Consider the following 13,262-nt stretch of genomic DNA (forward strand, 5'->3'; position numbering starts at 1 on the left):
GCTGCGCGCTTAGCGTGCAGCAGGATTTTTTATTTCAATCCAAACGGGTCCGTGATCACTGCTTTTTTCCCAGCCACGTACGTCTCTGTCTACTCCCGCAGCTACGAGCAACGGCGCCACCGCCGGACTCAGCAAAAAATGATCTATGCGTAAACCGGCATTCCGGCCATAGGCATCGCGGAAATAGTCCCAGAAGGTATAAATTTTTTCGGTGGGGTACAGGTGCCGGATGGCGTCTGTCCAGCCTTGCGCTACCAGCTGATGAAAGGCTTCCCTGGTTTCGGGGCGGAACAGGGCGTCATTCACCCAGCGTTCAGGCTTATATACATCCAGGTCTGTGGGCATCACGTTGAAATCGCCTGTTAAGATCACGGGCACGTTTTGTTCCATCAGGGTGAGCGCATGTTGGGTGAGCCGTTTGAACCAGCTTAGCTTGTAGTCGAATTTTGGACCCGGCGCAGGATTCCCATTTGGTAAATACAAACAGCCAATGATAAGGCCGTTGATCTCGGCCTCAATATAGCGGCTGTGGCTATCTTCCGGGTCGCCTGGTAATACACGGCGGAGTTCTTTTATGTCGGCGGTGCGCGACAGAATAGCTACTCCATTCCAGCTTTTCTGCCCATGCCAGATAGCGTGGTAGCCGGCATCGCGGATCGCCTGCTCCGGAAATTTTTCCTGCGGGGCTTTCAGTTCCTGCAAACAAGCTACATCGGGCGCCGTTTCTTCCAGCCAGCGAAGTAATACAGGGAGACGGCCGTTTACGCCATTAACATTATACGTGGCTATTTTCATGACAATAAGGGTTTAGCAATCTGATGTAAGGAGATGCTTCGGGCAGGTTAAATATAGGAAGTATTTAGTTGTTGATGAAACAGCGGGGATATTTTCTGCTCTCTGATAAATTATGTATTTTCAATAATTCCGGCAGATAATGTATTTTCTTACAGACACTTCAAAGAATAAAAAAATGATTTCCAGGAAAGTTGCAGGTTGTTCCCTGTTCGTTTTTTTGCTGATCTTTTCTTCAGCTGTATTCGCGCAAACTGCCAATACCATGGTAACAGATGTGACCTTTGATCTGCTGACCTGGATCAAACATGTGAGCAACGACGTAGACAAACAATCTTTTTCCAGCGAAAAGCTGGAACAGCTCAAACAAGGACTGGAAGCCCTGAAAGAAGACCTGACCGTATACAAGAAAACCCGGAAAGTATTGGCTGATAGCCTGTTTCGACACAACATCGCGCCGGGAAAAAAGGATCCCGATAACCTGGATCTGCTGAAAGAAAAAATGAGTAAGGTGATGGAAGGCATGCGTGGGGTAAACGACCTGGTGAGCGAACCCGTACAACAGGAAGGCGATAAGCTGAACGAACAGATATATAAAGTGCTGTATGAAGAGCAGGGCCGGTATTTGTCGCACCTGGAAGCTTTCCTGGCCGGTGTGGACGTCACCAAAAAAGACCTGGCCTTAGATGGCAGCGTATGTTTTACCCGTTTGGAGGAATGTATTCATCTCGTTGCCGGTATGGAAGAGAGAGTAGGGAAGAAGGTCAAATAAGCATATCAAAAAATATCTTTCGTGAAACACCACTGTTTTGTATTGTTAGCCTGTTTACTTATTATTATTCAGCCCGCAATTGCTCAAACGGATCAATGGACGGGCATTTGGCGTACGGCTGTTAAACCGCCGGGCATGTCGCAGCCTATTACTATGGAGCTGCATATCGGCGAACCGGAAGCGGGCTTGTTGTATCCCGCCACCATCAAATTGCAATACGGAGAATTTACCGGCCGGTATGAATTGCTGCTTGCAAAAAAGAATGCACAACAGCTTGGCATCGGGCGTAATAAATATCCATTGCAGCAAACGCCTTATAAGCTGGGCCCCTGGATGTGGTACCTGAATGGTACACTGGACTATAAAGACGGTGCGCTGGTATTGAACCGCATGTGGATCGATAAATTTGATATCTGGATGTGGGGGCTGGATGAAGACGATGAAATTTACCAGCAATCCAAAGTTTCGCTGCGTGATTTCCTGTACCGGGGCGCTGCCAGGCTTACTAAAGCCGGCAATAAACCCCTGGCCGATTCCAGCGTGCAACGGATACTGCACCCGGAACGCAGCCAGGTATACTTCGGCATTTATGATAGCATTATTTCGTATGATAGTACGCTGGTACTAAAGGTGGTAGACCAGGAGCAGTATGATAAAGATACCGTTACCCTGTTGCATAATAGCCGTACCCTTTTTAGCCGGGAACAAATCAATGATCATAATCGTCAACTAACTATACCGCTGGACACGGGGAAAAACTGCTTTATCTTTTTCGCCGACAATTATGGTCATCTGCCGCCTAACACAGGACTGCTGGAGGCTACAATTGATCAGCGACCCTATGGCTTCAATTTTAGCAGTCGCCCTAACGCCTACGCTACCTTCCTGGTAGCGAATATCTATCATCCTGCCCGTCGCCCTGCTACTACCAACAACCCCGTTATACAGCGGGAGAACGTGCCGGTAGCCACTATACCGGTACATACAGCGGACATCATTTTGGAGTTGAGGGATACGAAGGTGCAGGATGGCGACAGCATCTCCCTGTCGCTGAACGGAAAATGGGTGGTAACGGGCTTCCCCGTAAAAACGGCACCGCAGGAAATCCGTATTCAGCTACAGCGCGGCGAGAATATTTTATTGTTCACGGCGGATAACCTGGGATCAATTCCTCCTAATACGGCCGCCCTGCGAATCCGCTATGGACGTAAGTCTCAAACATTCAATCTGAGCACGGATATGCGCAGGAATAATGAAGTGAGGCTGATACTTGAATAGCTGGCAGATAATTTCCCAGGTCATTATATGAAAAATGAACATATTTCATAGCTTTGCGCGTGTTGCATTTAAACGCAATTTTTCAATATGGGATTTTTTTCAGGCCTGTTGGGCAATGCTGGCGAAGTAAGCCAGGAGCAGTTAATGAAAGATTATGGAAAGCTGTTGATCGAGACAGAAAAAATTGAACTCGGATTTAAGCTGATCAGAGATACCTTTATTTTTACCAATAAGCGTTTAATTCTCATTGATAAACAGGGAATTACCGGTAGTAAAACGGAATATCGCAGCATTTCCTATAAAAGCATTTCAAGGTTTAGTGTGGAGTCAACAGGGACTTTTGACCTGGATGCAGAACTGAAGATCTGGATTTCCAGTGAGGCTGCGCCCAGTATTGTAAAGCAGTTCACGAAGTCAGTGAATGTGTATGAAGTACAGAAGGTACTCGCATTTTATGTGTTGAATTAATAGCTGAAAGCCGCTTTGCACGGGCAGCCTGTTATTCCGCTGCGCGTAATACCCTATACGATTACTATCTACCTATATAGTTATGCCAGAAGTACCTACCTCTATTTTTGACCAGGTTTTTATACAGGAAACCAGGGTACGCCGCCGCAAGCTGATGCCGAAGGCATTGAAGGTTTATGTGTGGGTATTTATGGTATTGCCAGTGTTAATGTTGGCTGCTACGCTATATGCCCGTTGGAGGTTCAGGGCTTTTACGCCGGAACTTATGAGTGACCTATGGTATATAATAAATCTTGTATTGGCAATCCTTTTTCCGATAATGCGGATCGCAGCTAATCTTTTTATCTGGCTGGAAAAACGATGGGCCATCCTGGTTGCATTGGTGGTTGATTTTGTTTTTATTTCCTTCCAGGCATTTTCAATGTACACACTCTATGCCAGCGGTGTTTCAAATCTGAGTGTTGTTGTGATAACAGCTTTTTGGTTATTAATAGACATTCCTTACATCATTATGCTCCTAAAGATAAAAGGAAGCTGGGAACAGAAAGGCTATGCGACCAACGAATTATCTGACATTTACGTTAAATAAATCGCTTATACCAACCCCTGTTGTGTGGCGGTTTTAATCAATGCTGCCACATTTCTTACCTGGAATTTCTGTATCAGGTTTTTGCGATGCGTTTCTATGGTGAGTGGACTCAGGTTGAGCTGGGCCGCCATATCCGGCGTGGTTTTCCCTTCTGCGATTAAATGCAAAATCTCCTTTTCCCTTTTAGTTAATTGCGGGGTGTCTTTCAGCTCTCCTAAAGAAGGACGTGCCATTATTTCCCTGGCGGCTTTGCTGAAGGTAATCAGCCCACTGAGGGCTTCCCTGATGCAGGCAATTAATTCTTCTGCAGAAATATTTTTCAGCAGATAGCCGGTAGCTCCATTTTGAATCATTTGTAAGATCATGCTGCGTTCGGAATGATTACTCAGCGCCAGCACATGTGTGCCGGGTGACATCTCCTTAATTACCTTACATAATTCTATCCCATTTACATCGGGTAGCGTGATATCCAGTAAAATGATATCAACCGGGTGCTGCTCCAGGAAGGCCATACAGTCAGCTCCTGTAGTAAAGCAACCGCTGATGGTAATATTGGATACATTGGCCAGCAGGCGTTGCAATCCTTCCAGTACAATCGGATGATCGTCTACGATAGCCAGTGTGGTATTTTTAGTTAACATGCAATTCAATATTTATGGTGGTACCCTGATCTGGCGCCGAATCTATGTCAATTTTTCCTTTTAGAAAACCCACCCTGTTTTTGATATTACTAAGACCGATGCCGGACGCAGGGCCATTTACTGTTGGATCAAATCCTTTTCCATTGTCTTCCTGGGTAATAAAAAAGAGATCTTCATCCTGGCTGCATTGCAATATAATATGTGAAGCCGCAGCATGGCGGATAGCATTGGATAAGAGCTCCTGTACAATGCGGTAAATATGTAGCTGCACTTCCTCCTTCAGGCTATCTTGTATACCCAGGGCCTGGAAATCGATTTGTGTGCTGTCGGTCATCAGTGATTCACAAAGATCTTTCAGCGCGGTGGTTAACCCGAATTTCAACAGGTTTACAGGCATCATGTTATGGGCAATGCGTCTGAGTTCTGTGACGGAATGATCCAGTTGCGCGGTGATTTTTGTGAGTTCCTGGCGTTGATTGGGAGAGAAGGTATCTTCAATCTGGGCCGACAAATTTATTTTGGCACCTGCCAGCATCCCGCCGAGGCCATCGTGCAAATCGCGCGCCAGGCGGCGGCGTTCCTGCTCTTCTCCCTGTAATACGGCCTGGCTGAATTGTAATTGTTGTTGCTGCTCAATTTCGTGCAGGTGTTGCTGATAGCTCAATTCTTTTTGTATCATCAGCTTTTTCTTGCTACGGTAAAGGATCAACGCAAATACCAGGATAATGAGCAGGAACAGGCTGGCGCATCCCAGTAGCCAGTTGACAAGCCGGCCGTTGCTTGCGGCAAGGGATTGCTCCATACGCTGGGCTTTCAGGGCGGTGATTTCTTTTTCTTTTTCAGCATCCCTGAACTTTATTTCCAGGGCGTGTACATCATTTTTTAGCTGACTTTGCGCTACGCTATCACTGAACTCACTGTAGCGTTTCATCCATTCAAAGGCGGGAGCCCATTGCTTCAGGCCTTCGTAAGTCACGGCCATACCATAATACAGCTGTAAACGATTGCTGGACAGACTCATCATCTGTTCCTGTTTCATCAGGTAGGTGAGTACATCTTTCGCGGATACAAAATTTTTGGCGTTGTAATAGGCATAAAATTTTTGTAGCAGCAGTCGTTGTTCCTCATATTTTAACCCGAGCTTTTGCGCGAGTGCCACGCCTTTATCCAGGCTGGCCAGTGCGTCGTTAAACTTTCCTTCGATGGTAAAGTACATGCCTTCGGCGGCGTAGTAATCGAGGTAATATTCTGAATCGGGATAAGCCTTTAGCAGGGGATACATGCTATCCAGTGCGGCTTTGGCCTTTACATTCTGCCCGGACAGGGAATAGTTTTCTGCAATGGTATGATAGGCATCTATGAGTTCCTTAGCTGGTGGTGTAAGGGGTTTCAGGATGTCGATCGTTTTTAAACAATAGGTTTCTGCTTTGTCGAACTGGCTGGCATTTTTAAATACAATAGCGAGTGCCAGGTAGTTTTTACCAACCAGTACCTGGTTACCGGATTGCTCTGCAAGGGGAATAGATCTATTGAGAATAATATCGGCGAAAGCCTTGTAATCATCTTTCCGTTGCTGTATGCGTCCGTATTCGTACCAGGCTTGTGCCCTGAAAAAGTAGGATTCCTGTGTTTTAATGTGTTGGAGTAAGGAATCTGTCAGCATATAATTTTGCTGGCTTTTGTCCGGGTTGCTTTTATTGAGGAGGCGGCCTTCATAAAAGTAGTACAGTGCCTGCAGGTAAGGATGTTTTTTGATATATGGCGCGCCTTCCCGGAGGAATTTCATGGCCTTGAGGGTATCCTTCGCTGTCCAGTAGTCGCTCAGCGCAAAGCTGGCCCTGGCACGGAGACTATCGGGTCCGGGTTGTATTAATATTTTCTCGAGGCTGTCTGCTGGTGATGGGCCACTTAAATGTACCTGTGCCAGGCACCAGGGATTTGCTGTCAGTAAGAATAAGAAGAAAAGCAGTTTTCTCATGTAAGCAAAATAATAACTATTGCGGATACCACCTATCTGCAGTGAAAAATACCTGGAAACAGGTAGGTGGAAAACCTTGTAACCGGGTATTGTTGGCTGTAATACAGCATTTTAATTTTGTGCATGTACTGTTGATTGTTAGCCAAAACCGGAAATGTCAATAAACAGGGAAGCCGAAAACTGTAGTATTAAAGAGTAGGCATACTATTAATATTGAATCATGAAATTACTGACAAAAATTTTAATCCCCGCTTTACTGGTGGCCGCATTGTTTACAGCCTGTAAGAAAGACAAAGATAATGCACCCGCAAAAACCCACAAAGTAGTATTGAAGGTCACCGCTTCCAGTGGTGTGAATTTATCGGATGTAGGTTACGGATTTGACAACGAAATAACCACTGCTACTAACCTCAGCGGTGCTACGTGGACAAGCCCGGAACTGACCCAACCTGCCGGAGCCAGAAGTGTAGGCATCAGCATTGGTGGTGTTGGCCCTAATGCTTCAGCTACGATGAAGGTACAAATTGTAGTAGATGGAGAAGTGAAGAAGGAAGGTACAGCCGCTGGCCAGATACTGCATACTTCCGTGATACATTTCTTTTAATATAATTTACGTATGCAAAAACCAAGCACAGCAACCATGCTGCATGCTTGTCAGATGGATCATTAAAAAGGAGACACCGGATCGCCGGTGTCTCCTCCTTTTTTATGCTGGTTTCGGGGCAGTATAATACAGTGCCACTACGCCGTGCTCAAGCGTTTGGCTCTTTGTTAACACCAATCCTGGTACCTGGAAGCCCTCTCCAAAGAAACGTTTTCCACTACCCATAATTACCGGATGTACCAGGAAACGATATTCATCAATCAGCTGTAAACCAGACAGGGATTGGATAAGCGCCGCGCTGCCTTCTACCTGGATGTCTTTGCCGGGTGCTTGTTTTAGCTGCGTTAGGGAGGTAGCGATATCGCCGCTGATGATGGTGGTATTATTCCAATCCGCCTGTTGCAGGGTAGCAGATACTACATATTTAGGCGAATTGTTGAGTTGATCTGCAACACCCATTTCATTGTTCTTCAGCGACGACCAATAAGGGGCCAGCATTTCGTAGGTTTTGCGTCCGAACAGGAAGGCGCCGGAATCCAGGATACCGTCACGGATATACGTTCTTCTGTCTTCGCTATCATAAGGGGCGAACCATTGGCCCATGGTGTCTGCGTCAAAAACGCCATCCAGTGTTACCCAGGCAGAAACGATTATCTTTCTCATATGTTGTTGATTTTATGATACAAAGTAACGGCGGCGCCCAGCCAAATGATAGAACAAACCCGACAATCTTCCGGGAGGCTGTTAACGCGGGAAATCATTGGCTGCTTTCAGGTATTCCAGCGGGGAGTAGTTGGTAAATTCTTTAAAAGCGCGGATCAGGTGACTCTGATCGGCATAGCCGTTGGCGTAAGCCACGCTGATCATGTCTGTGAATTGATTTTGTTCGAGGTGTTGCAAGGCGGAATGAAACTGGCAAATCCGGCTAAAGGTTTTGGGAGATAGCCCTACATGGGATTCAAATAATCGCTGCAATGTCCGCTCTGTCACATATAATTCCTTTTGCAGCGCCGGCAGGGAAATGATGCCATGGTTGTTTTGTATAATTCGGGTAGCATAGGCAATAGCTTCCGGAGATGTAGCCTTCCGGGAGGCCGCCAGCTTTAGCACATAGTTATCCAGTAATTTTAAACGGGTATGAAGGTCCCTTGCGTTGAGTAATTGTTCCTGCAGGCTCATCGCCCGCGCAACAGGCGTTAGGCTGAGGTCTATACTGAGATCTGTCAGCTCTTTGGCATCGGCTTCAAAAAGAAATTTCAGCATGTGCGGATAAAGAAAGTACGCAATCACGGTCACATGCCCGGATACATGCAAGGGAATAGGCTTTATATTCTGTCCGTATAATACCAGGTGATCTGTTTTCGTGCCGGCGGTCAGGCAGGGATTTGTCAGTTGGAAAACAATGCTGGGATAGCCTTTGGCAATGAGCGGCAAAATTGTTTCCCGGAAAATATTATTATTTTCTATTACGACGATACTACTGATGTAATCAGCAATAGGAGCAGGAGGTAAAATCAATTGCGTTCTCATGACAAAAATAGCTGGGTGAAATGCGGTGGCGCCTATTCCTCAAATTTAACGTTTTTCAACCTGTTCCACTTTAAGGAACGATAAATACGATTGGGTATATGATTTTTACTTTTCAGGAGATAATAATCAAATTTTTGTCTTTTTAAATTCCCGATATAAATAAACGGATAACAGTAATCGCCATCATGTTTTGTGCCCACCAAAATAAAGGTACTATCAGATAGCCAGGCAGCTTCTTCCAGGCCGTCTGAAAATTCCATGACCATGAGGCGTTTCAGCGTATGACGGCGGTAGTCACCGATGAACAGGTATTGGTCCACATCAAAAACAGGGGTAACAGTTATCTTTCCTTTTGCACGAACCGTATCAAAAACCATCATTGCACTGTAAAAATCCAGGTACATTTTTTTATCAGGTGTGTAACTGATCAGCTTCCCAAAAGTTTGTTGGAATTCACGATCATTATCGGAAAGGTGGTCGTCTTCTAATCTGTTTTCAAAATCGCTGGTGCGGATATATTGAAATGCAGATAAGTCAAAATGCGGCAACTTGCCGGCCCAGTATTTCAGCCAGGGATCGGTCTGAAATATATGTTGATAGACCATTGGATTTTTTTGCCCCGAAGCAGTGATACTCAGCAGGCAGCATACGCTTACCAGGAGCAGGGAAATTTTTGCTACTACGGGGAACGGGTTCATAGTAACAAATTAACATTAATTTCTTGCAAAAGAAATACAGTTAGATACGTTCTTTTAACTGGATAATAACGGTATCACCGGCGTCCTTCCCGATGGCTTTCCGCAGATCCGCTTTAATGGGCAGTTTATGGGTGCCATCGCCCAGGGCCATGAAGGAACTTTCGAATGGAAAGTTATCTACCAGGCCTCTAACCTTTACTAATCCCCTGGTACCAAAGAAAGTAACAGATTCCGGCCAGATGACGTAAGTCCAGCCGCCTTTAGCAGGGCTTTTTAACAGGGTGGCCGTAAACTGTTTGTTTAACGGTTTGTTTTTGTGAGACGCAGTTGCAGGTGTCATAGCAATTGATTTAATGATGACTGTAATGTATACCAAAGGTATTCCCTATACGCGGATTGCAGGAGGGGTACGTGCGTATATTTGCGGGGCAATTGCGACAAATTTCTGCTGTTACCGCCTGAATAAATTCACGGTAAGTCCTATTTCATAACCACCATCTACATAGGTTTTCATACCATTGGTTTGTGTGGTGTACATGGCCTGCAGCGTTACCGTTTGCAGGATGTTAACGCCGAGACCTCCGGTAAAGCTACCGGAGGTATGATAGAGGGCCATTACATTCGCTACTTCGTGAAGGAAGCCTGCATGAAGGCCAAAATCAAATATATTATCATACCCTCTTACGCCACGGTAGCATACTTTGGGGATGATGCTGCTGATGGCGCCTTCCGGGAGGAATTTATAGGAGATGGCGGTGAAATAAATAGTACCGCCATCTACCGCCTTATTATCGCCGGTGAAAAGGGTCCGGATATTCGGTAAAGATCCCTGGATATTCCAGTGGGTGTTGGTATAAGCCATACCAAATTCTCCTTCGAAGTAGTTGTCGCGGCGGTTGAATGCACCGATAGAAGGATCGGAGCCATCTCCATTTACTGCTTTATAATCGATGCGCTGGAAGTTCATGGCCAGGGAAAGACCTAAATGGAGCGTCTGTCCGCGATCTCCTAAAGGGAGATGGTAGGCGTAGGAAAGCGCTACACGGGTACGGTTCATTAACCCGGCCTGATCATTAAAAATATGCACGCCACCGCCCACACGGGCGCCGATGTAACCATCTGCCGTAAAGAATTTGGAGATGGGGGCGCCATCAATCCCATTCATTTGCCGGCGGTAGGCGGCGTTTAAATGAAGGCCGCTATCAATACCTGCCATTGCCGGGTTGGCCAGGTATTGATTTTGGAAATATTGCGTAGCAGAAGGCTCCAATAAGGCGGGCGTGTTACTGAGTGATTGCGCGCCGCCTGCCAGAAAGCCAGCCATTGCCAGCACTAGCAGGCTTATGTATTTGCTATAAAAGCGTATGCCGGATGAAAAACGCATAGTGTCATAATTTAATCGGGTCATTGCTGGTCCCGGATGATGGTAATATATCCTTTCGCTGTTTTCGTATCGCCGCTGATGGTCAAAATAAAGTAGTAAGTGCCTTCTGCCAACGGATGTCCGTTTATGGTGCCATCCCAGTCGTTGTTATAGTTTCTGCGCTGGAATACTATTCTGCCGGTGCGGTCGTATACTTTCACTTCATTATTGGGGTAGCTGTCGATGTTGTGAATGATCCATTTATCGTTTTTGCCATCGCCGTTTGGTGTCAGGATATTGTTGGATGCTACTTTGAAGTCGGCTACCACTGCGATATTGATGCTGTTGGTATTGCTGCATCCGGCGGTATTGGTTACTGTTACCTGGTAAGTAGTATTTGTCATAATCCTGGCTTGCAATACTGCGCTTTGTTGTCCGCTGATGATACCATCTACGGTAGCCCAATTATAGCTGGTGCCGCCAGTGGCGGTGAGCTGAATGATGTCTCCTTTAGATACCGTACTGCCTTTGTTGCTGCTGATGTTCACTTCCGGCAGCGGATGAATGGTAATGCGGAAGGTGCGCTGCCTGGTATCTATGCCGCCATTGGCGGTGCCGCCGTTGTCTTTGATGGTTACGGTAACGTTCACGCTGCCACTGGTAACACTGCTCTTCAGTTGATAGCGCAGGGTGCCCGTATTATCATCTACACTGAGCACATCAAAGTCGGCCTGATCTGCCGCCACAGTGAGATGGTAGGTTTGTCCTGGTTCTATTGCCGATATACCAGTTAATTGGATGGTATGCTCAGTGGTACCGGCGCAATTGCCTGCATCTGGAACAGGATCCAGGGTAGGCGCCTGGTTGACGAAGGCCTGGGAGATATTGATATTAATTACCGTTGGTGTGCTGGTATTCAGTCCGTCACTCACTGTAACGGTTACACGTACGGTGGTACCGGCTTTACTGCTGAGTATCGCTGCATCTTTCACGGTAATCTTACCTTGGGCATCTATGGCAAAGGCGCCGCCGCTTTCATCTGCGGTAATCATCCAGTTTTGGATGATGCCGCTTGCGTCAGTAGCGGTGAGGGTTCCTGCCACGGTGCCTGCCGGGCTGTTGAAGTCGACATTCAACGTTTGGGCGGTGATCACCGGCGGCGTTGCATCGTAGGTAAACTGAATAGCGTTAGAGGTGGTATTATCATTACCACCGGCATTGGTGGCAGCTCCTGCTGGTATGCTGACATTAACAACACCATCTGTGAGTGGGGTGATCACAGCAGTATAACTGATATGATCTGTTGTTTGCAGATTGCTGACAGTAGCATTGGTGGCGAGGATACCGGTGGTAGTGAATCCATTCACTTTTTCGCTGAAGGTGATGGTGATCGTTACCGGGGTATTTACCCGAGAAGGGGCGCTGGTTGCAATTACCACACCCGGATGCGCGGTGTTCACCAATACGCCGCTGGTGTTGCCAACGTTGTTAAGTGTCAGTACAGCGTCTTTACCGGCGGTGTTGCGGATGGTGCCGGAAAGGGTGGTGGCGAGTGTAATGCCATCCATATCCATATCGCCGTTTTGCACGGTGTAGCTGAACACGAATGCGTTGGTGCCGCTGCCGCTCACAAGTGTAGCTTGTTTAGTGCTAGCACCGATGAGTACATCTAACGACGGCGTGCCTGTAGCAATTACATTTTCGCTGAAGTGTACGGTGAAGCTGAGCACCTGTCCGGTGTGATAAATGCCATTAGCTGGTACGTCTACAGCGGTGATCACCGGCGCTGTGCCAGCGTATACGATGTTTAATGTATTAGAAGCCGTGTTGTTATTGTTACCCACGTTCACGGCTACATCGGCAGGAACTTGCAGGGTTACTGCGCCGTCTGCGGTTGGTGTTACCAGCACGGTGTAAGTGATATTGTCAGTAGTCTGGAAGTTGCTGAGTGTTGCATTAGTTACTGTAATATCACTCAGGACAAATCCGGTCACCGCTTCAGAGAAGGTGATGGTAGCAGTAAATGGCGCTATCACCGGTGAAGTGGCGGAAGTACTGATTACTACACCCGGATGCGCTGTGTTCACCAATACGCCGCTGGTGTTGCCAACGTTGTTAAGTGTCAGTACAGCGTCTTTACCGGCGGTGTTGCGGATGGTGCCGGAGAGGGTGGTGCCGAGGGTAATGCCATCCATATCCATATCGCCGTTTTGCACGGTGTAGCTGAACACGAATGCGTTGGTGCCGCTGCCGCTCACAAGTGTAGCTTGTTTAGTGCTAGCACCGATGAGTACATCTAACGACGGCGTGCCTGTAGCAATTACATTTTCGCTGAAGTGTACGGTGAAGCTGAGCACCTGTCCGGTGTGATAAATGCCGTTAGCTGGTACATCTACAGCGGTGATCACCGGCGCTGTGCCAGCGTATACGATGTTTAATGTATTAGAAGCCGTGTTGTTATTGTTACCCACGTTCACGGCTACATCGGCAGGAACTTGCAGGGTTACTGCGCCATCTGCGGTTGGTGTTACCAGCACGGTGTAAGTGAT

At 46.9% G+C, this 13,262-nt stretch carries 14 protein-coding genes; 5 read left to right on the forward strand and 9 right to left on the reverse strand.

Annotation, left to right across the window (positions count from 1 at the left end; genetic code table 11):
- Positions 1–9: 9 nt before the first annotated feature.
- Positions 10–795: an exodeoxyribonuclease III gene (gene xth / locus J7623_RS28965; RefSeq protein ID WP_291927885.1), complete on the reverse strand. Its 786-nt coding sequence runs from the start codon at positions 793–795 to the stop codon at positions 10–12.
- Positions 796–934: 139 nt separating this feature from the next.
- On the opposite strand from xth, the gene J7623_RS28970 reads away from it, so the two are divergent.
- The 4 genes from J7623_RS28970 to J7623_RS28985 all read left to right on the forward strand — a co-directional run bounded on the left by J7623_RS28970 (position 935) and on the right by J7623_RS28985 (position 3,899).
- Complete coding sequence (locus tag J7623_RS28970; RefSeq protein WP_291927889.1) at positions 935–1,564, forward strand: hypothetical protein; 630 nt, start codon at positions 935–937, stop codon at positions 1,562–1,564.
- Between the two features lie 135 nt (positions 1,565–1,699).
- Positions 1,700–2,842, forward strand: coding sequence for a hypothetical protein (locus J7623_RS28975; RefSeq protein WP_291927892.1), 1,143 nt, complete (start codon positions 1,700–1,702; stop codon positions 2,840–2,842).
- Positions 2,843–2,929: 87 nt separating this feature from the next.
- Entirely contained in the window at positions 2,930–3,310 is a 381-nt protein-coding gene (locus tag J7623_RS28980; RefSeq protein WP_291927895.1) for a PH domain-containing protein, read from the forward strand.
- Positions 3,311–3,392: 82 nt separating this feature from the next.
- The gene (locus J7623_RS28985) at positions 3,393–3,899 is read left to right on the forward strand and encodes a hypothetical protein (RefSeq protein WP_291927898.1); all 507 of its coding nucleotides are present in this window, start codon (positions 3,393–3,395) and stop codon (positions 3,897–3,899) included.
- Between the two features lie 5 nt (positions 3,900–3,904).
- Here J7623_RS28985 and J7623_RS28990 read toward each other — a convergent pair whose 3' ends face one another.
- Together J7623_RS28990 and J7623_RS28995 are read right to left on the reverse strand one after the other, a co-directional pair.
- A complete protein-coding gene (locus J7623_RS28990) occupies positions 3,905–4,540 on the reverse strand; it encodes a response regulator transcription factor (RefSeq protein ID WP_291927901.1) in 636 nt (211 codons plus the stop codon).
- Positions 4,530–6,518, reverse strand: coding sequence for a sensor histidine kinase (locus J7623_RS28995; protein WP_291927904.1), 1,989 nt, complete (start codon positions 6,516–6,518; stop codon positions 4,530–4,532). The genes J7623_RS28990 and J7623_RS28995 overlap by 11 nt, the downstream gene beginning before the upstream one ends.
- A gap of 220 nt (positions 6,519–6,738) precedes the next feature.
- Here J7623_RS28995 and J7623_RS29000 point away from each other — a divergent pair, with 220 nt between their 5' ends.
- Positions 6,739–7,122 (forward strand): hypothetical protein, encoded by a 384-nt coding sequence (locus J7623_RS29000; RefSeq protein ID WP_291927907.1) that lies wholly within the window; start codon positions 6,739–6,741, stop codon positions 7,120–7,122.
- Between the two features lie 102 nt (positions 7,123–7,224).
- Here the strand turns inward: J7623_RS29000 and J7623_RS29005 are convergent, their stop codons facing one another.
- From J7623_RS29005 to J7623_RS29030, 6 genes are all read right to left on the reverse strand, one after another.
- A complete protein-coding gene (locus tag J7623_RS29005) occupies positions 7,225–7,785 on the reverse strand; it encodes a dihydrofolate reductase family protein (protein ID WP_291927910.1) in 561 nt (186 codons plus the stop codon).
- Positions 7,786–7,866: 81 nt separating this feature from the next.
- Positions 7,867–8,652 (reverse strand): helix-turn-helix domain-containing protein, encoded by a 786-nt coding sequence (locus tag J7623_RS29010; protein ID WP_291927913.1) that lies wholly within the window; start codon positions 8,650–8,652, stop codon positions 7,867–7,869.
- Positions 8,653–8,684: 32 nt separating this feature from the next.
- Positions 8,685–9,350, reverse strand: a complete 666-nt coding sequence (locus J7623_RS29015) for a hypothetical protein (RefSeq protein ID WP_291927917.1) — start codon at positions 9,348–9,350, stop codon at positions 8,685–8,687.
- A gap of 40 nt (positions 9,351–9,390) precedes the next feature.
- Positions 9,391–9,690 carry a DUF1905 domain-containing protein gene (locus J7623_RS29020; protein WP_291927920.1) on the reverse strand — a complete coding sequence of 100 codons (300 nt, stop codon included), beginning with the start codon at positions 9,688–9,690 and terminating at the stop codon, positions 9,391–9,393.
- 111 nt (positions 9,691–9,801) lie between these two features.
- Complete coding sequence (locus J7623_RS29025; RefSeq protein WP_291927922.1) at positions 9,802–10,734, reverse strand: PorP/SprF family type IX secretion system membrane protein; 933 nt, start codon at positions 10,732–10,734, stop codon at positions 9,802–9,804.
- A 20-nt stretch (positions 10,735–10,754) separates the two neighbouring features.
- Positions 10,755–13,262: Ig-like domain-containing protein (locus J7623_RS29030; RefSeq protein WP_291927925.1), on the reverse strand; the 2,508-nt coding region annotated here is incomplete at its 5' end.

Source organism: Chitinophaga sp., from assembly GCF_017745275.1.
GTDB lineage: Bacteria > Bacteroidota > Bacteroidia > Chitinophagales > Chitinophagaceae > Chitinophaga.